Origin of the sequence: Streptomyces sp. NPDC060027, assembly GCF_042737005.1 — a bacterium.
Lineage (GTDB): Bacteria > Actinomycetota > Actinomycetes > Streptomycetales > Streptomycetaceae > Streptomyces.
Genome location: NZ_JBHWVI010000165.1, coordinates 1 through 19,334 on the forward strand (window position 1 = coordinate 1; position 19,334 = coordinate 19,334).

At 69.5% G+C, this 19,334-nt stretch carries 12 protein-coding genes; 4 read left to right on the forward strand and 8 right to left on the reverse strand.

Features of this window, described 5'->3' with window-relative positions; translation table 11 throughout:
* Positions 1-58: 58 nt before the first annotated feature.
* From ACFWBT_RS31020 to ACFWBT_RS31055, 8 genes are all read right to left on the reverse strand, one after another.
* A complete protein-coding gene (locus ACFWBT_RS31020; RefSeq protein ID WP_385706262.1) occupies positions 59-751 on the reverse strand; it encodes a hypothetical protein in 693 nt (230 codons plus the stop codon).
* A gap of 62 nt (positions 752-813) precedes the next feature.
* Positions 814-2,562: a S8 family peptidase gene (locus ACFWBT_RS31025; protein ID WP_385706264.1), complete on the reverse strand. Its 1,749-nt coding sequence runs from the start codon at positions 2,560-2,562 to the stop codon at positions 814-816.
* A 731-nt stretch (positions 2,563-3,293) separates the two neighbouring features.
* Positions 3,294-4,523, reverse strand: a complete 1,230-nt coding sequence (locus ACFWBT_RS31030; protein ID WP_385706266.1) for a PAC2 family protein — start codon at positions 4,521-4,523, stop codon at positions 3,294-3,296.
* A 331-nt stretch (positions 4,524-4,854) separates the two neighbouring features.
* Positions 4,855-5,526 carry a FadR/GntR family transcriptional regulator gene (locus ACFWBT_RS31035; RefSeq protein WP_385706268.1) on the reverse strand — a complete coding sequence of 224 codons (672 nt, stop codon included), beginning with the start codon at positions 5,524-5,526 and terminating at the stop codon, positions 4,855-4,857.
* Positions 5,527-5,714: 188 nt separating this feature from the next.
* A complete protein-coding gene (locus tag ACFWBT_RS31040; RefSeq protein ID WP_385706270.1) occupies positions 5,715-7,331 on the reverse strand; it encodes an FAD-dependent oxidoreductase in 1,617 nt (538 codons plus the stop codon).
* Positions 7,332-7,350: 19 nt separating this feature from the next.
* Positions 7,351-8,889 (reverse strand): glycerol kinase GlpK, encoded by a 1,539-nt coding sequence (gene glpK / locus ACFWBT_RS31045; protein WP_385706272.1) that lies wholly within the window; start codon positions 8,887-8,889, stop codon positions 7,351-7,353.
* A gap of 116 nt (positions 8,890-9,005) precedes the next feature.
* On the reverse strand, positions 9,006-9,794 hold the full coding sequence (locus tag ACFWBT_RS31050; protein ID WP_385706274.1) for an MIP/aquaporin family protein: 789 nt from the start codon (positions 9,792-9,794) through the stop codon (positions 9,006-9,008).
* Between the two features lie 327 nt (positions 9,795-10,121).
* Positions 10,122-10,886: an IclR family transcriptional regulator gene (locus tag ACFWBT_RS31055; RefSeq protein WP_385706276.1), complete on the reverse strand. Its 765-nt coding sequence runs from the start codon at positions 10,884-10,886 to the stop codon at positions 10,122-10,124.
* 267 nt (positions 10,887-11,153) lie between these two features.
* Here ACFWBT_RS31055 and metH point away from each other — a divergent pair, with 267 nt between their 5' ends.
* The 4 genes from metH (at position 11,154) to ACFWBT_RS31075 (ending at position 19,275) form a co-directional block, all read left to right on the forward strand.
* A complete protein-coding gene (gene metH, locus ACFWBT_RS31060; RefSeq protein WP_385706278.1) occupies positions 11,154-14,681 on the forward strand; it encodes a methionine synthase in 3,528 nt (1,175 codons plus the stop codon).
* 145 nt (positions 14,682-14,826) lie between these two features.
* Positions 14,827-15,528, forward strand: coding sequence for an HAD family hydrolase (locus tag ACFWBT_RS31065; protein WP_385706280.1), 702 nt, complete (start codon positions 14,827-14,829; stop codon positions 15,526-15,528).
* A gap of 465 nt (positions 15,529-15,993) precedes the next feature.
* Positions 15,994-17,598: an ABC transporter substrate-binding protein gene (locus ACFWBT_RS31070; RefSeq protein WP_385706282.1), complete on the forward strand. Its 1,605-nt coding sequence runs from the start codon at positions 15,994-15,996 to the stop codon at positions 17,596-17,598.
* 93 nt (positions 17,599-17,691) lie between these two features.
* Positions 17,692-19,275 (forward strand): ABC transporter substrate-binding protein, encoded by a 1,584-nt coding sequence (locus ACFWBT_RS31075; protein ID WP_385706283.1) that lies wholly within the window; start codon positions 17,692-17,694, stop codon positions 19,273-19,275.
* The last annotated feature ends 59 nt before the right edge of the window (positions 19,276-19,334 follow it).

A 19,334-nucleotide genomic window follows, 5' to 3' on the forward strand; every position in this document is an offset into this window, starting at 1 on the left:
GGGCGGAGTGATCCGCCCGGCGCCCTGCGCGTGGAGCGGTCGGCCGCTCCCGCCTCTGCTACTGCCGGTTCACGATCACGGCCTGGAGGGTGTTGGTGCCCGAGTCGTAGATCCCGATGACCTGCTGACCGAAGGCGAAGGCCTCCTGGACCTCGTCATGCGTGACCTGGTTCGGGTTCACGAGCTGACGCCAGCCGTTGTCGATGAACAGGTAGAGGATCGACGGCTGCCCCGCCAGCGGGGTGACGACGTCCCAGAACTTCGTGGCGACCCCGCTCACGAGCGCCGCACGCTCTACGGCGCTCGGCAGCACGAGCGGCTGTCCCGGTTGCTGGGCCTGCTGCCCGCCGAGCTGCCGGAGAAGCTGCTGGTACGGCTGCTGCCGGCCCAGTTGCTGGAGCTGCTGCTGGAGGTGCGGCGGAATGTGCTGCTGCGGGATCTGGTGCTGCGGGAACTGCTGGCCGATGCCTTGCTGGCCGATGCCCTGCTGGAGGTGCGGCTGCTGCATCTGCTGGCCGATGCCCTGCGGCCCGTACGGCTGCTGCGCCTGCGTGCCGAAAGGCTGCTCCTGGCTCATGCCCTGCTGCGGTCCGAACTGCTCCTGTCCGAACTGCTGCTGTCCGTACTCCTGCTGCGTCCCGAGGTGCTGCGGAGGAGCCGTGCTGGGGCCCTGCTGTGCCTGCTGGGGGCTGCCCTGCTGAAGGCCCTGCTGTCCCTGCCCCTGCTGGCTCATCTGGGGGATCGTGCTCATGCGGGTGCCACCTTCCATCAATGGTTGGTTGCGTTCCGTTCCGGTCCGGGAGGACCAGGTCCTCAGCCCGTGACGACCAGGCCGACGATCTCGTCGTCCGAGAACCAGACCCGTACATCGGGCCGTCCCCCCGCGAAGGCGGAGTGCACCGCCTGACGGATCTCGGAGGACGGGTTGTTGAGGTTGCGCCAGGCACCGGACACGTACAGCCGGAGCCTCGGCGGGAGTTCGCGCGGATACGGCAGCAGCTCGTCCCAGTACCGCTCGGCCTGGCCCGAGCCGACGGCCTCGGGCAGCAGCCGGGTGACCGCCGCCTTGATGTCCGGCCGGTTGCCGATCCGCTGGGACGCGGGCCGGCCCGGCGCGTCCTGCTGCGGGGAACCCGTGGCCCGCAGCACCGCGCGCGCACGTTCCGAGGACATCGGTGCCTGGCCCGCCGCCTTGAGCATGCCTTGCAGCGCGGCCAGGGCACCGACCACCACCGGGGAGGCGGAAGAGGTCCCGGAGAACGTGTCCGTGTACCAGGCGATCTCCTCGGCGCCGCCCTGCAGATCGCCGGGCCGGTCCCAGAAGCCGCCGGTGGTCGTGACCTCGCGTCCCCAGCCCTGCGCGTCCACGCGGGCCCCGTAGTTGGAGAACGCGAGCCGTGAACGGTCCGGGCCGTGGTCGCGGCCGTGCGTGCCGGGCGGCGGTGCGCCCGCGCCGACCAGGATCGCCCCGGAGGACCGGTTGGAGGGGTTGAAGGGATTGCGCCACCCATCGGGGAACTCCGCGGGGCGGCGTTCGTACACCGCGTCGTCGAGCGACTCGGCGCCGTTGCCGGCGGCCGCCACCACGAGGATGCCCCGGGCGGTGGCGGACTGGACGGCCGCGAAGTTGTCGGGCCACCACTCGAGCGCGATGTAGCCCTCCTGTGTGTCGCGCTCCTCGAAGTCGAACCGGGGCCCCGGGGCGTGCAGTTCGACCAGGATGATGTCGCCGGGGCTCAGCCGTTCCGCCGCCGCGTGGATCGCGGCGGCCGTTCCGATGCCCTGGAAGGACGCGGCCGCGGTCACGGCGTCCGGCGCGATTCCGGTGGTCCCGTGCTCGTTGCGGTCGCCGCCGATCACCCCGATGACGGCGGTGCCGTGGTTGCGCCAGGCTATGTCGGTGACGGGGGTGCCGACCACGACACCGGCGAGTTTCGAGGCCAGATCCTCGTGCCCGAGCTGCCAGGCGCCCTCCACGTCGATCACCGTGACGCTCCGGCCCGAACCGCCCGGCCGCTGCCAGGCCCAGTAGGCGTCGATACCCTCGGGGGCCGGACGCAAGTAGCCCTGCCTGCTGGTGAAGTCGGGGGTGACGGGCGCCCCCTCCTTGAGCCGCTGGCCGTCGTCGGCGCTCTGGCCGGTCCAGCCGGCCGACCCCGTGGAGGCGGGAACGGCACCCGGCTTCACGTACGCCGTGTCGATCTCCGGCAGTGCCGCGATCCGTGCGCGCAGCTCCTGGGCACGGCTCTCCACGCCGCGCACCCGGTAGAAGAGCGCGAGGTCGGGCCCGCTCTCGGTGCCCACCACCGCGGACTGCTGGAGCCGCTCCTCGCTCCCGAACAGCGGCTCCAGGGCGAGCTGTTCGTCGCTGAGGAACATGTTGAGGGCCGAGACGTCGGCGCCGGCCGCCGAGCGGACGCCCTCGGCCCGGGCACGCAACCGGGCCTCCGGACGTGCGACGACGATCAGTTCCTGCTCGGCTCCTCGATAGGTGAATCCCGCTCCGTCGGGCCCGGGCCCGGACGTTCCCGGGCTCTGCGCCGGCTGTACCTGGTCGGTCATCGCGTGCCGCTCCCTTCGATCCCTGCGGGTGCCGATCCCTGCGGGTGCCGGTCCCTGTGGGTGCCGGTCGATGCGTGTGCTCTGCCGTGCCGTGTGCCTTCCTCCGGTGCGGCGCCGAGTGTCATGTCCCGTTGCCGGGCGGCGCCTTCGGGGCACAACCTGGCACGCCCACGGCGCCGCGTCCACCCCGTCTTCGCCAACTTGGTTTGAAAACAAGTTGAATGGGGAAACCTGTGCAATCCGTCCTGAAACAGATGTCACGCCCCAATTAGGCCAAACGCTACCGAGGCGCATGTCAAGTGATGGGGCGGCAGCGGCTGTTGCCCCTTGGACCGGTCGGGCCCGGCCTCTGCGGCCGGGCGCCGCGCACACCGCTGTTCCGCAGGCCGAGGGCTGCTCGCCGCGAGAGCTGTGCCGGGAGGGGTGGTACGGCCGGACCGCGCGGCCCGACGGCAGGACGGCCCGGCCGTGCGGGCGCCGGCCGACCGGTTCTCTCCGTCCGACGGTTTCACGCCGGGGGCGTCACCGCCGCGGGCCCGCCGTGCGGGCACGCCGATTCGCCCGCGGACGGCGGCCTCACCGCAACGGCGGCTTCACCGTGCGAACGGGAACGGCGGGTACGGCGGTGCGGCGGGTGCGAAAGGGGGATCGATGAGGGCCCCGGCGCCTGGCACTTCCCGGCGGCCCGACGGCCGGGGGCGGCGCACCGTGTGCGCACCGCCCCTTTCCGCTCAGTCCTCGGAGGAGTCCGATGCGTCGGAGGAGCTGGAGGAGTCGGAAGGATCCGATGAATCCGTGGAACCCGGCGCCTTCGCGGCACCTGAAGCGCCCTTGGACCCCTTGGATCCCTTGGAGTCCTTGGACCCCTTGGAACCTTTGGAACCCTTGGAGTCCTTGGGGCCGGACTCGTCGGCCCGGACGTCCGGACCGGTGCCGTCGGCGGCCTCGTCCGTCTCCGGCTCCTGTCGCGACTCCCCGTCCTCTCCGGCGTCCTGCCCCGTGTCGGACTCCGGGCGCTGCGCCATCGGCGGCCGCGTACGGCCGCCGGGAGTGTCACGGAGGTAGGAGGTCGGCTCGCCGCTCTCCGTCGCATGGCTCCCGGCACCCGTCGCCGGACCGCCACCGTCCCTGCGGCGCAGATAACGCTCGAACTCGCGGGCGATCGCCTCGCCGGACGCCTCCGGCAGTTCGGCGGTGTCCCGGGCCTCCTCCAGCGTCTGCACATACTCGGCGACTTCGCTGTCCTCGGCGGCCAGCTGGTCGACGCCCAGCTGCCAGGCCCGCGCGTCCTCGGGCAGCTCGCCCAGGGGAATGCGCAGGTCGATGAGGTCCTCAAGGCGGTTGAGGAGCGCCAGGGTCGCCTTCGGGTTGGGCGGCTGCGACACGTAGTGCGGCACGGCCGCCCACAGCGACACGGCCGGTACGCCCGCGTGCGTGCACGCCTCCTGGAGGATGCCGACGATGCCCGTCGGGCCCTCGTACTTGGTCTCCTCCAGGTCCATCGTGCGGGCCAGGTCGGCGTCGGAGGTGACCCCGCTGACCGGTACGGGACGGGTGTGCGGGGTGTCACCGAGCAGCGCGCCCATGATCACCACCAGCTCCACGCCCAGTTCGTGCGCGAAACCGAGCAGCTCGTTGCAGAACGAGCGCCAGCGCATCGACGGCTCGATGCCGCGGACCAGCACGAGGTCGCGCGGCTTCTCGCCGCCGACCCGGACCACCGACAGACGGGTGGTCGGCCAGGTGATCTTGCGTACACCACCGTCCAGCCACACGGTGGGGCGGTTCACCTGGAAGTCGTAGTAGTCCTCGGCGTCCAGTGCCGCGAAGACCTCGCCCTTCCATTCCCTGTCCAGATGCGCGACCGCGGTGGAGGCGGCGTCGCCGGCGTCGTTCCAGCCTTCGAACGCGGCCACCATGACTGGGTCGATCAGCTCGGGAACCCCCTCCAGCTCGATCACCCAGCGCCTCCTTCCGATGTGCCCTCGCGTACGCCTCAACCTTACGGCGTGCCGAGGGGGCCTCCGCAGCCCCCTCGCACGGGGGAGTGAACGGATCACTGCCCCGCCGGGGGCCCGGAAACACGCGTGACGGCCACCCCGGACCGCCCCGCAGCCGTCCGAACTGTCCGTGGGTCAACTCGCCTGCGGACCGCGGACATTGCCCCGTGCCCGCGCCATACGTCGGACGACCGGGAGAGATCCGATGTTCTGGGAGCGGCCCGAAACACCCACGGGGGACGGGGCGCACGCATGAACGAAACCGGCGTCCGCCCCGGGTTCCGGCTCGCCGCTAGAGCGTGGATCTGAGCCACTGCTCCACGCTCGCGATGTGCACCGTCGCCCAGGACCGGGCCGCCTCCGCGTCCCGGTCGCGCAGGGCGGACAGGATGGCGCGGTGCTCGCGCAGGGTGCGGCCGACCGCGTCCTCCTGGGTCAGGCCCCGCCGGACGCGGGCGCGGGTGGTGGGGCCCGACAGGCTCTCGAGAAGGGAGCACAGCACCGCGTTGCCCGAGGCCAGCGCGATGCCCCGGTGGAACTCCAGGTCGCAGGCGACGAGTTCCTCCACGGAGGGGTCCGCACCGAGCCTGTCCAACTGCGAGGAGAGCAGGTCCAGTTGCTGCTCGCTGATGCGGGCGGCCGCCATCGCGGTGGCCGCGGGCTCCAGAATGCGCCGCACGGCGAGGAACTCCAGGACCGTGTCGTCGCGGTGGAAGTCGACGACGAAGCTCAGCGCCTCCAGGAGGAGGTGCGGGTCCAGGCTCGTGACGTACGTGCCGTCGCCCTGGCGCACGTCCAGGATGCGGATGAGGGACAGGGCGCGGACGGCCTCCCGCAGGGAGTTGCGGGACAGCCCGAGTTCGGCCGCCAGTTCGCTCTCCTTGGGAAGCCGGTCCCCCGGACGCAGCGCGCCGGAGACGATCATTCCCTTGATCTTCTCGATCGCCTCGTCGGTGACTGCCATGGCGGGGCCTCCCTGTCACTCGGGATGTCCCGTCAGACATCCGATGTCTCATCGGACATTATGGGGGTTCCGTGGGCTGAACAGGGAGTGTCCAGGTGCCCGGCACCCGCGGGAGCGCCGGCCGCGCCGGCCCATGCGTGAGGGGCGGCACCCCCCGTGGGAGCCGCCCCTCACATGACCGCGGACGCCTACTTGTCGTCGAGCAGGTCCTGCACCTTGCCGCGGACGTCGTCGGTGGCGAGACCGCGGATCGTCAGCGTCGTACGGCGGCGCAGCACGTCGTCCGCCGTCTCGGCCCACTCGTTGTCCCGGGCGTAGACGACCTGCGCCCAGATCTCCGGGGCGTCCGGGTGGACGCGCTCGCCGAGCTCGGGGTTCTCGTTCGCCAGCCGGGCGATGTCGAAGGCCAGCGAGCCGTAGTGGGTGGCCAGATGCCTGGCCGTGTCGGCGGCCATGCGCGGGCCGGGCGCCGGGCCGTCCACCAGGAGGCGGTGCGCGACGGCACGCGGGTTGGCCACACCGGGAAGCGGCAGCTTCCTCGGCAGCTCGGAGACCGGCTCGAAGTCCTCGCCCAGCGGACGGCCGGGCAGTGACTCCAGCTTCTTCATGACCGTACGGCCGATGTGCCGGAAGGTGGTCCACTTGCCGCCCGCGACGGACAGCATCCCGCCGCGGCCCTCCGTGACGACCGTCTCGCGCTTGGCCTTCGAGGTGTCGCCGGGGCCGCCCGGCAGCACCCGCAGACCGGCGAAGGAGTACGTGATCAGGTCACGGGAGAGCTGCTGGTCGCGTATGGAGAACGCGGCCTCGTCGAGGATCTGGGCCGTGTCCTTCTCGGTGACCGAGACGTCCGCCGGGTCGCCCTCGTACTCCTCGTCGGTGGTGCCGAGCAGGAGCATGTCCTCCCACGGGAGCGCGAAGGTGATGCGGTACTTGTCGATCGGGGTGGCCAGCGCGGCCTTCCACGGCGAGGTCCGCTTCAGGACCAGATGTGCGCCCTTCGAGAGACGGATCGACGGCGCGGCATTCGGGTCCTCCATACGGCGCAGGTGGTCCACCCACGGGCCGGTCGCGTTCAGCACGAGACGGGCGTCGACGCCGAACTCGTCGCCGGACAGCCGGTCCCGCAGTTCCGCGCCCGTCACCCGGCCCCGGGTGAAGCGCAGGCCCGTGACCTCGGTGTGGTTCAGCACCGCGGCGCCCGACTCGACGGCCGCGCGGACCGTCATGAGGGCCATGCGGGAGTCGTTCATCTGGTCGTCGCCGTACACGGCCACGGCCTTGAGGTTGTCGGTGCGCAGCTCGGGCACGTCCTGCGCGGCCTTGGAGGGGCTCAGCAGGTGGCCCACGCCGTCACCGAAGGCCGACAGGGCGGAGTAGGCGAAGACGCCCGCTCCGAGCTTCGCCGCGCCGTGCGGCCCGCCCTTGTACACGGGGAGGTAGAACGTGAGCGGGTTCGCCAGGTGGGGGGCCACCTGGCGGGAGACCGCACGGCGCTCGAAGTGGTTCTCCGCCACCAGCTTCACCGCGCCGGTCTGCAGGTAGCGCAGACCGCCGTGGAGAAGCTTGGAGGAGGCGGAGGAGGTGGCGCCGGCGAAGTCGCCGGCGTCGACCAGCGCCACCCGCAGTCCGGACTGCGCGGCGTGCCAGGCGGTGGAGATGCCCAGGATGCCGCCGCCGATGACGAGGAGGTCGTACGTTGCCTTGGAAAGCTGCTCCCGGGCCTCGGCGCGGCTCGGGTTGGAGCCGGAGGCCGGGTGCGTACCGAGGGCAGGCACGGACTGCAGGGTGGGCTGGCTGGTCATTGCGGGTTCTTACTCCTCGTCAGTTCTCGTCTTCGATCCAGCCCATGGTCCGCTCGACGGCCTTGAGCCAGCTCTTGTACTCACGGTCGCGGACATCCGCGTCCATGTTGGGGGTCCATTCCGCGGCCCGGCGCCAGTTGGCGCGCAGGTCCTCGGTGTTGGTCCAGAAGCCGACGGCGAGGCCGGCGGCGTAGGCGGCGCCGAGGCAGGTGGTCTCGGCGACCATCGGGCGCACCACGGGGGCGTCCAGGACGTCGGCCAGGGTCTGCATCAGCAGGTTGTTGGAGGTCATGCCGCCGTCGACCTTGAGGGCCGTGAGCTCGACGCCGGAGTCCTTGGTCATGGCGTCGCTGATCTCACGGGTCTGCCAGGCGGTGGCCTCCAGGACGGCGCGCGCGATGTGCGCCTTGGTGACGTACCGGGTCAGGCCGGCGATCACACCGCGGGCGTCGGGACGCCAGTACGGGGCGAACAGACCGGAGAAGGCCGGCACGAAGTAGGCGCCGCCGTTGTCCTCGACCGAGGACGCGAGCGTCTCGATCTCGGCGGCGGACTTGATCAGGCCCATCTGGTCGCGCATCCACTGCACCAGCGAACCGGTGACGGCGATGGAGCCTTCCAGGGCGTAGACCGGCTCCTGCTCGCCGATCCGGTAGCCGACCGTGGTCAGCAGGCCCGAGTACGAGTTGATGATCTTGTCACCGGTGTTCATCAGCATGAACGTGCCGGTGCCGTAGGTGGACTTGGCCTCGCCCTCGGAGAAACAGGTCTGGCCGAACAGGGCCGCCTGCTGGTCGCCGAGCGCGGAGGCGACCGGGATGCCGCCGAGCAGGTCGCCGAGCGGGCCGCCGGTGACCTCGCCGTAGACCTCGGCGGAGGAGCGGATCTCGGGCAGCATCGCCAGCGGGACGCCGATGGACTCGGCGATCTTGTCGTCCCACGCCAGGGTGTGCAGGTTCATCAGCATGGTGCGGGAGGCGTTGGTGACGTCGGTGACGTGCTTGCCGCCGTCGACACCGCCGGTCAGGTTCCAGATGACCCAGGTGTCCATGGTGCCGAAGAGGATGTCTCCGGCCTCGGCGCGCTCGCGCAGGCCCTCGACGTTGTCGAGCAGCCAGCGGGCCTTGGGGCCGGCGAAGTACGACGCGAGCGGCAGGCCGGTCTCGCGGCGGAAGCGGTCCTGGCCGACGTTGCGGCCGAGTTCCCGGCACAGGGCGTCGGTGCGGGTGTCCTGCCAGACGAGGGCGTTGTGGACGGGCTCACCGGTGTTCTTGTCCCACAGCAGCGTGGTCTCACGCTGGTTGGTGATGCCGATGGCCTTGATGTCGTCGCGGGTGATGCCGGCCTTCGAGATGGCTCCGGCGACGACCTCCTGGACGTTGGTCCAGATCTCGGCGGCGTCGTGCTCGACCCAGCCCGGCTTCGGGAAGATCTGCTCGTGCTCCTTCTGGTCGACGGAGACGATGCGTCCGTCGCGGTCGAAGACGATGCAGCGGGACGAGGTGGTGCCCTGGTCGATCGCGGCGATGAAGGGGCCGGCGGTGTGTGCGTCGGTCACGGTGTGCTCCTGGGATCCGTGGGAAAGGGGCTGTATACGGCGCGGTGCTTCAAAGCGGTGCTGTGCGGCTCGCGGCTCTTGGGGCGCGGCTTCCTAGCGTGCTGGAGCGGGGACTCCTAAGCGAAGGCGACGTTGTATATGCCTGCCGCGATCGCGCCGCCGATGAGCGGGCCGACGACCGGTATCCAGGCGTAGCTCCAGTCCGATCCGCCCTTGTTGGGCAGGGGGAGCAGGGCGTGCACGATGCGCGGACCGAGGTCACGGGCCGGGTTGATCGCGTAGCCGGTGGGGCCACCGAGCGAGAGGCCGATGCTCACCACCACGAAGGCGGTGATCAGGGCGCCCAGGGTGCCCAGGCCGTTGCCGTCGTTGTTCAGACCCTGCGTGAGGATCGCGAGGATCAGGACGACGGTGCCGATGATCTCGGTGGCGAGGTTCTGCACGACGTTCCGGATCTCGGGGCCGGTGGAGAAGACGCCGAGCACGGGGCCCGCGCCCTTCTCCTCGGCCTCGACCGACTTCACAGCCTCGTCCTCGGAACCCCCGACGATCTCGCGGTCGGTGAGGTGGGCGAGGAACTGGCCGTAGTAGGCGACCCAGACCAGCGCCGCGCCGATCATGGCGCCGAGCAGCTGCCCGCCCCAGTAGGTGGCGAGGTTGCTGTAGTCGTCGTCCTTGATCGCCAGCGCGAGTGTCACGGCCGGGTTGAGGTGCGCGCCGGAGAGCGGCGCCGAGATGTAGACCGCGGTCATGACCGCGAAGCCCCACCCGAAGGCGATGGCGAGCCAGCCGGCGTTGCGCGCCTTGGAGGCCTTCAGTGTGACGGCGGCGCACACGCCACCGCCGAGCAGGATGAGAACGGCGGTACCGATGGTCTCGCCGATGAAGATGTCGGAGCTGGACACCCGCGACTCCTTTGTCCTTCGTCCAGGGGAAGCCGAACCCCGGGTCCCTCCGGTGGTTCGTGCTCTCGGGGAGTGAGAGCGATCTCGGCCCTGGCATTGCCACACTCTAACGCGTATTGCCGGTAGGTGTTCGACAATGTCGACCGATGGACGGGAGTCTTGCTCTCGCGTTACCAGCGCGTCAAGAGCTCTGTTATCGAAAGCACGATCGTTACTGATCGGCGTGTGCTATCGATGCCTCGTCGCTCGTCCGAGTGCACGACAAAGGCCGGGAAGCATCCCGCTTCCCGGCCTCGTGCCGTACGAACCTCCGAAGGTCCGCGCCTGTCAGAACCGCCCCGCGCCCAGGTCCCGCGACACCGCGCGGGCACAGTCCCGTACGGCCGCGATCAGGTCCGGGCGCAGTTCCCCGTCCTTGCAGACCCGTTCCACGGCTCCGGTGATGCCGACCGCGCCCACCGGCATCCGCCGCCGGTTGTGGATCGGGGCGGCGACCGAGGCGACCCCCGTCCAGGTCTCCTCGACATCGTCCGCGTACCCGCGCGCGCGGGTCACGTCGAGGACGCCCTCGAACTGGTCCAGTTCGCTGATCGTCCTCGGGGTGAACACCTTGCGGTCGACCTCCAGGACCTCGCTGTGCGCCACCGGGTCGTAGGCCGACAGCACCTTGCCCAGTGCCGTGGAGTGCAGGGGCTGCATCGCCCCGACCTCCAGGACCTGACGGCTGTCGTCGGGCCGGAAGACGTGGTGCACGATCAGCACGCCCTGCTGGTGCAGCACGCCCAGATAGACGCTCTCTCCGCTGGAGCGGGCCAGGTCGTCGGTCCACACCAGGGCGCGCGCCCGTAGTTCGTGCACGTCGAGATAGGTGGTGCCGAGGCGCAGGAGCTCGGCGCCCAGCTGATAGCGCCCGGAGGCCGTGTCCTGCTCGACGAACCCCTCCTGCTGGAGGGTGCGCAGGATGCCGTGGGCCGTACCCTTGGCCAGGCCCAGCGAGGAGGCGATGTCCGACAGGCCGAGCTGCCGCTCGCCGCCCGCGAGCAGCCGCAGCATGGCTGCCGCCCGTTCGAGCGACTGGATGTTCCGTGCCATCGCCGTGCTGCCTCCGTCCCCTTGGACCGCCGGCGTGCGACTGCCGCTGCCGTTCGGCAATGTCGAACACTACCGGTCGTTACTGAGCTGCCGCCAATGGGTGGTCGCCCCGCGTTCCGTCCGCCCCCACGCCGACGTCACCCGCGCCACACCCGTCCGGCTCGTGGACGCCACGACTGATCGGCGGTGCTCCGGGCTACCCTGACGGCGTGCGCCTTCCATGGGAAGCGCAAAGCCGACAGCCGTCGCACTCCAGGGAGCACCTTCATGGCCTCGTTGCCGAACCCGTCCCTTTCGTCCGGCCTCTCCGAAGGCCGGGAGCGAACCGAAGCACTCCGAGAAGCACTCGCCACCCGTGTGGTGGTGGCCGACGGCGCGATGGGCACGATGCTTCAGGCGCAGGACCCGACGCTGGAGGACTTCGAGAACCTCGAGGGCTGCAACGAGATCCTGAACGTCACCCGCCCCGACATCGTCCGTTCCGTCCACGAGGCGTACTTCGAGGTCGGCGTCGACTGCGTCGAGACGAACACCTTCGGGGCGAACCACTCGGCGATGGCCGAGTATGACATCGCGGACCGGGTCCACGAACTGTCCGAGGCCGGGGCCCGGCTGGCCCGCGAGGTCGCCGACGAGTTCGGCGCCCGGGACGGCCGTCAGCGCTGGGTCCTCGGCTCGATCGGCCCGGGCACGAAGCTGCCGACGCTCGGCCACGTCTCGTACGGGACGCTGCGCGACGGCTTCCAGGCCAACGCCGAGGGCCTGCTCGCCGGCGGCGCGGACGCGCTGATCGTGGAGACGACCCAGGACCTGCTGCAGACGAAGTCCTCCGTGCTCGGCGCGCACCGCGCGATGGAGGCGACCGGCGTCCGGGTGCCGCTGCTGGTCTCGATGGCCTTCGAGACGACCGGCACCATGCTGCTGGGCTCCGAGATCGGCGCGGCACTGACCGCGCTGGAACCGCTCGGCATCGACATGATCGGCCTGAACTGCTCGACCGGCCCCGCCGAGATGAGCGAGCACCTGCGCTACCTCACCCGGCACTCCCGCATTCCGCTCCTGTGCATGCCGAACGCCGGCCTGCCGGTCCTGACGAAGGACGGCGCCCACTTCCCCCTCGACGCCGAGGGCCTGGCCGACGCCCAGGAGAACTTCGTACGCGACTACGGCCTCTCCCTGGTCGGCGGCTGCTGCGGTACGACGCCGGAGCACCTGCGCCAGCTGGTGGAGCGGGTGCGCGGGGTCGCGCCCACCGAGCGCAGCCCGCGGCCCGAGCCCGGTGCCGCCTCCCTCTACCAGACCGTCTCGTTCCGCCAGGACACCGCGTACATGGCGATCGGCGAGCGGACGAACGCCAACGGCTCGAAGAAGTTCCGCGAGGCCATGCTGGAGGCCCGCTGGGACGACTGTGTGGAGATGGCCCGCGACCAGATCCGCGAGGGCGCGCACATGCTCGACCTGTGTGTCGACTACGTCGGCCGGGACGGCGTCGCCGACATGGACGAGCTGGCCGGCCGCTTCGCCACCGCCTCCACGCTGCCGATCGTGCTGGACTCCACCGAGGTCCCGGTGATCCGCGCGGGCCTGGAGCGTCTCGGCGGGCGCGCGGTCATCAACTCCGTCAACTACGAGGACGGCGACGGGCCCGAGTCCCGGTTCGCGAAGGTGACGCGGCTCGCCCAGGAGCACGGTGCCGCGCTGATCGCGCTGACCATCGACGAGGAGGGCCAGGCCCGCACCGTCGAGACCAAGGTCGCCATCGCCGAACGGCTCATCGAGGACCTGACGGCCAACTGGGGCATCCACGAGTCCGACATCCTCATCGACACCCTGACCTTCACGATCTGCACGGGCCAGGAGGAGTCCCGCAAGGACGGCATCGCGACGATCGAGGCGATCCGCGAGCTCAAGCGCCGCCGCCCGGACGTGCAGACCACGCTCGGCCTGTCCAACATCTCCTTCGGTCTCAACCCGGCCGCCCGCATCCTGCTCAACTCGGTCTTCCTCGACGAGTGCGTCAAGGCGGGCCTGGACTCGGCGATCGTGCACGCGTCCAAGATCCTGCCGATCGCCCGGTTCAGCGAGGAGGAGGTCACCACCGCCCTCGACCTCATCCACGACCGCCGGGCCGAGGGCTACGACCCGCTGCAGAAGCTGATGGCGCTGTTCGAGGGCGCCACCACCAAGTCCCTGAAGGCGGGCAAGGCCGAGGAACTGGCCGCGCTGCCCCTGGACGAACGCCTCAAGCGGCGGATCATCGACGGCGAGAAGAACGGACTGGAGGCCGACCTCGCCGAGGCCCTCCAGGACCGACCGGCCCTCGCCATCGTCAACGAGACGCTGCTGGACGGCATGAAGGTGGTCGGCGAACTGTTCGGTTCCGGCCAGATGCAGCTGCCGTTCGTGCTCCAGTCCGCCGAGGTCATGAAGACGGCCGTCGCCTTCCTCGAACCGCACATGGAGAAGTCGGACGCGGAGGGCAAGGGCACCATCGTGCTGGCCACCGTGCGCGGCGATGTCCACGACATCGGCAAGAACCTGGTCGACATCATCCTGTCGAACAACGGCTACAACGTCGTCAACCTCGGCATCAAGCAGCCGGTCTCCGCCATCCTGGACGCCGCCCAGGAGCACCGGGCCGACGTCATCGGCATGTCCGGGCTCCTGGTCAAGTCCACGGTGATCATGAAGGAGAACCTGGAGGAGCTCAACCAGCGCGGCCTGTCCGCCGACTATCCGGTGATCCTCGGCGGCGCGGCCCTGACCCGGGCCTACGTCGAACAGGACCTGTACGAGATCTACCAGGGCGAGGTCCGCTACGCCCGCGACGCCTTCGAGGGCCTGCGTCTGATGGACGCGCTGATCGGCGTCAAGCGCGGAGTGCCCGGCGCGGTGCTGCCCGAACTCAAGCAGCGCCGGGTGCGGGCCGCCGCGGACGCGGTCGTCGAGGAGCACCCGGAAGAGGGCCACGTCCGCTCCGACGTCTCCGTCGACAACCCCGTTCCGAAGCCGCCCTTCTCGGGCACCCGCGTGATCAAGGGCATCCAGCTCAAGGAGTACGCCTCCTGGCTGGACGAGGGCGCCCTGTTCAAGGGGCAGTGGGGTCTCAAGCAGGCCCGTACCGGTGATGGTCCGACGTACGAGGAACTGGTCGAGACCGAGGGCCGGCCGCGGCTGCGCGGGCTGCTGGACAAGCTCCAGACCGACAACCTGCTGGAGGCGGCCGTGGTCTACGGCTACTTCCCGTGCGTCTCCAAGGACGACGACCTGATCATCCTGGACGAGCGGGGCAACGAGCGGACCCGCTTCACGTTCCCGCGCCAGCGCCGGGGCCGCCGGCTGTGTCTGGCCGACTACTTCCGGCCGGAGGAGTCGGGGGAGATCGACGTGGTCGGCCTCCAGGTCGTCACCGTCGGCTCCCGGATCGGCGAGGAGACCGCCAAGCTCTTCGAGTCCGACGCCTACCGCGACTACCTCGAACTGCACGGCCTCTCCGTGCAGCTGGCCGAGGCGCTCGCCGAGTACTGGCACGCGCGGGTGCGCTCGGAGCTGGGCTTCGCGGGGGAGGACCCGTCCGAGATCGAGGACATGTTCGCCCTGAAGTACCGCGGCGCCCGCTTCTCGCTCGGCTACGGCGCCTGCCCCAACCTGGAGGACCGCGCCAAGATCGCGGATCTTCTGGAGCCCGAGCGGATCGGCGTCCACCTCTCCGAGGAGTTCCAGCTCCACCCGGAGCAGTCGACCGACGCGATCGTGATCCACCACCCGGAGGCGACGTACTTCAACGCACGGTGACCGCGTGACCGCCCCGACGCGCTGGAGCGCGCCACCACGCACACTGATCGGATAGGTCGTACACTGGTCGGTCCACCGCAGGCCGGTCGCCCCTTGGTGAAAAAGGGGCGACCGGCCTGATCGTCCCTCAAGGAGGTGCGCCAGGATGACCAGTACGGTCCCCGCGCTCGGAACTCGTACGGCCGAAGGCTCTGCCCTGCAGGCCGTGCTCCTCGACATGGACGGCACCTTGGTGGACACCGAGGGCTTCTGGTGGGACGTGGAGGTCGAGGTCTTCAGGGCTCTCGGGCACGCGCTGGACGACTCCTGGCGCCATGTGGTCGTCGGCGGTCCGATGACCCGCAGCGCGGGCTTCCTCATCGAGGCCACCGGTGCCGACATCACCCTCGCCGAACTGACCGTGCTGCTCAACGACGGGTTCGAGGAGCGCATCGGCCGCTCCCTGCCCCTGATGCCGGGTGCGGCCCGGCTCCTCGCCGAACTCGCGGCGTACGAGATCCCCACCGCGCTGGTCTCCGCCTCGCACCGGCGGATCATCGACCGTGTCCTGGGCTCGATCGGCTCCCACTTCTTCGCGCTGACCGTCGCGGGCGACGAGGTGGAGCGGACCAAGCCGTTCCCCGACCCGTACCTGCTCGCGGCTTCGGGGCTCGGCGCCGAACCGGCGAGGTGCGCCGTCATCGAGGACACCTCGACCGGCGTCGCCTCCGCCGAGGCCGCGGGCTGCCAGGTGGTCGTGGTCCCCTCGGTCGCGCCCATCGCCCCGGGCGCCCGCCGCACGGTGGTCACCTCCCTGGAAGAGGTCGACCTGCCCTTTCTGCACCGTCTGATGACGGAAATGCGTTAGGCGTTCACCGAGCGTGTGTCACCGAAACACTCAGCGTGCGGTACGGGAATGCGCGGAAAGCTCCTGCGGTCCCGTGTGGTAACCGCGAGCGATGAGTACCTGGGAATTGATATCGGGGCGGATGGCTGAATTCCGGTACTTGCTAATCGAGTTGGCGATGTGACGTTCGTCACGTAACCGAGGGTCGACAGTCGGACCGACTTGTGCACTCACCCCCCATTCGTGCGTCCCCGGCGCACCGTTGTGTCCCGATTGATGGAATGCTGCACTAATCCTTCCCGTGTCGGGTTATCGGTGCGTCCACGCCCGGTATCGCAGCGTGAGCGGAAGACGGCTCCGGTACCTGTGAGCCGCCCCCGTGGTGCGGACTAATGTCATCGCCAGAACATCGCCGTAACCCCGTGACCCGCCGCGCCACCCTTGCATGCCGGTTCGCGGAAACTACAGCTCTGGAGAAACTCGAGCATGAACCGCAAGACTTTGGTGCTGCCGGCCGTGGTCGGCCTGCTCGCCCCGGTGCTCGCCGCGTGTGGTGGGTCCGACAGCGGGAGCAACAGCGGCGATGCCATCGTTGTCGGCACCACGGACCGGTTCACCGTGTCGAAGGATGCCCCGGCTCCGTTCGACCCGGCGTACGCGTACGACGTCGGCACCTGGAACGTCCTTCGCCAGACCGTGCAGACGCTGATGGTCCAGCCCCGTGGTGACGGTGACCCGCAGCCCGAGGCAGCCGAGAAGTGTGGCTTCACCGACAGCGGCAACGAGCGTTACTCGTGCACGCTGCGCAAGGACCTGAAGTTCGCCAGCGGTGACTCGATCACCGCGAAGGACGTCAAGTTCTCGATCGACCGCGCGCGGGCCATCAAGGCGGACAGTGAGGTGTACGCCCTGCTGTCCACCATCGACACCGTCGAGACGCGGGGCGACCGCGAGGTGATCTTCCACCTCAACAGCGCCGACGCGACCTTCCCGTTCAAGCTGTCGACCCCGGTCGCCGGCATCGTGAACCCGAACGACTACGAGAAGGGCAAGCTGCGCGACGGCTTCTCCGTCGACGGCTCCGGCCCGTACACCCTCGAGACCGAGGTCAAGGACGACGCCGTCGTCAAGGCCGTGTTCACCAAGAACTCCCACTACCAGGGCCAGTTGAAGGTGAACAACTCCAAGGTCGAGCTGCGCTCCTTCGAGGACGCCGCGGCCATGGGCACGGCCCTCGAAAAGGGCGACATCGACCTGATGACCCGCTCGATGACGCCGGACCAGATCAACAAGCTGGACAGCGCTTCGGGCGGCAACATCGACCTGAACGAGATGCCCGGCCTGGAGATCCGCTACCTGGCCTTCAACACCGACGCCCCGTCGGTGAAGTCGACGGCCGTCCGCCAGGCCATGGCGCAGGTCATCGACCGCGGTGAGCTCATCTCCAAGGTGTACGGTTCGCAGGCCCAGCCGCTCTACTCGCTGGTCCCGGCCGCCATCACGGGCCACTCCAACGCGTTCTTCAACAAGTACGGGGAGCCGAGCGTCAGCCGCGCCAGGGCGCTGCTCACCAAGGCCGCCATCACCACCCCGGTGAAGATCACCCTGCACTACGCGACCGACCACTACGGCGCGGTCACCGCGAAGGAATTCCAGGTCCTGAAGGACCAGCTGAACAAGAGCGGTCTCTTCGAGGTCCGCACCCAGGGCACGAGCTGGGACAAGTTCGTCCCGGCTGAGCGCGCCGGCGACTACGACGTCTGGGGCATGGGCTGGTTCCCCGACTTCCCGGACGCCGACAACTACCTGGCGCCGTTCCTCGACAAGAACAACTTCCTCAAGTCGCCGTACGCGAACAGCGACATCATCAACAACCTGATCCCCGCGTCCCGGCGCGAGCCCGACCGCATCACCGCGGCGAAGAGCCTCACGGAGATCCAGAACATCGTCGCCAACGACGTCCCGCTGATCCCGCTGTGGCAGGGCAACCAGTACATCGCCGCGCGCGACGACATCACGGGCTCGGAGTGGGCGCTCAACTCTTCCTCCACCCTCCAGCTGTGGGAACTCGGCCGCGGTGTGAGCGAGTGACCGACTGACACGACCCGGGGCCTGACAGCCCCGGGTCCGTCCCGGGGCCCAACGGTCCAGGGTTCACGAGATACAACGACAAGGCACGTGCAAGTGAACATGCGTAACCAGTGGCCAGTCCTGCCGATCGTGGCGGGGCTGGCCTCCGGCCTGCTGACCGGCTGTGGCTCGGAGACGGGCGATTCCGGGAGCAGTGGCTCCTCCGTGGTGATCGGGATGTCCGACGACGTCCTGGCCACCGACCCGGCTTCCGGCTACGACCCAGGATCGTGGCTGTTGTTCAACAACGTCTTCCAGTCGCTGTTGAGTTTCCCCAAGGGCGGTACCGAGCCCGAGCCGGAAGCGGCCAAGGAGTGCGCGTTCACGGACGCCGGCACCACGGTCTACACGTGCACGCTGCGGGACGGCCTGAAGTTCAGCAACGGTGACGCGCTCACCTCGGCCGACGTGAAGTACTCCTTCGACCGCATGCTGAAGATCAACGACGATGCCGGCCCGGCGATCATGTTCCCCATGCTCGACACGGTCAAGACACCGGACGCCCAGACCGTCGTCTTCCACCTCAAGTACCCCGACGCCACCTTCCCGAGCAAGATCGCCTCCGGCGCCGGCTCGATCGTGGACCATCAGGAGTACGCCACGAACGGGCTCCGCAAGGACGACAAGGCGGTCGGCTCGGGGCCGTACAAGCTCGACTCGTTCAGCGACGACAAGGCCGTCTTCTCGGTCAACGCGAACTACAAGGGCACCGCCGAGGCCAAGAGCTCCAGCATCACGCTGAAGTTCTTCCACGGCGACCAGGAGCGCCTGAAGAAGGCCCTCATGCACGACGAGCTCGACGTCGCCTACCGAGGCCTCGCCGCCGACGACATCGCGGACATCGAGAACGACACCACGGACAGCAGCGGCCTCAACGTCGTCGAGGGATCCAGCGCCGAGGTCCAGCACCTGGTCCTCAACGCGAACGACCCGGTGACGGGCCAGCTCGGCGTCCGCAAGGCCATCGCCTACCTCCTGGACCGCGACGCCCTCGTCGACGACATCTACCAGGGCACGGCGACGCCGCTGTACTCGATCATCCCGGCCGGCATCACCGGCCACAGCACCTCCTTCTTCGACACCTACGGCGCCCGCCCCTCGCGCTCCAAGGCAGAGGCCGCGCTGCGCACCGAGGGCATCACCGGCAAGGTGAAGCTCACGCTCTGGTCGACCCCGTCGCGTTACGGTCCCTCCACGGACGCGGAGTTCAAGGCGATCGCCAAGCAGCTCAACGCCAGCGGACTGTTCGACGCGACCGTGAAGTCCGTCGCCTACAGCCAGTACGAGAAGGACATCGCCAAGGGCAAGTACGGCGTGTACGTGAAGGGCTGGGTGCCCGACTACCCGGACCCGGACAACTTCACGGCCCCGTTCTTCGGCAAGGGCAACGTCCTGAACAACAACTTCACCAACAGCACGATCACCGGCAGCCTCATCCCGAAGACGGCCGCCGAGAGCGACCGCTCCGCGACCGAGGTCGAATTCGGCAAGCTCCAGGACCTGGTCGCCGAGGAACTGCCGGTCATCCCGATCTGGCAGGCCAAGCAGTACGCCGTCGTGCGCGACAACGTGTACGGCATCGAGAACTGCCTCGACGCCTCGACCGTGTTCCGCTTCTGGGAGATCAGCAAGGACTGACCCCGCGCGGCCACCGGCCGTCGTACGCAAAGGGCGCCCGTTCCTTCCCGGAACGGGCG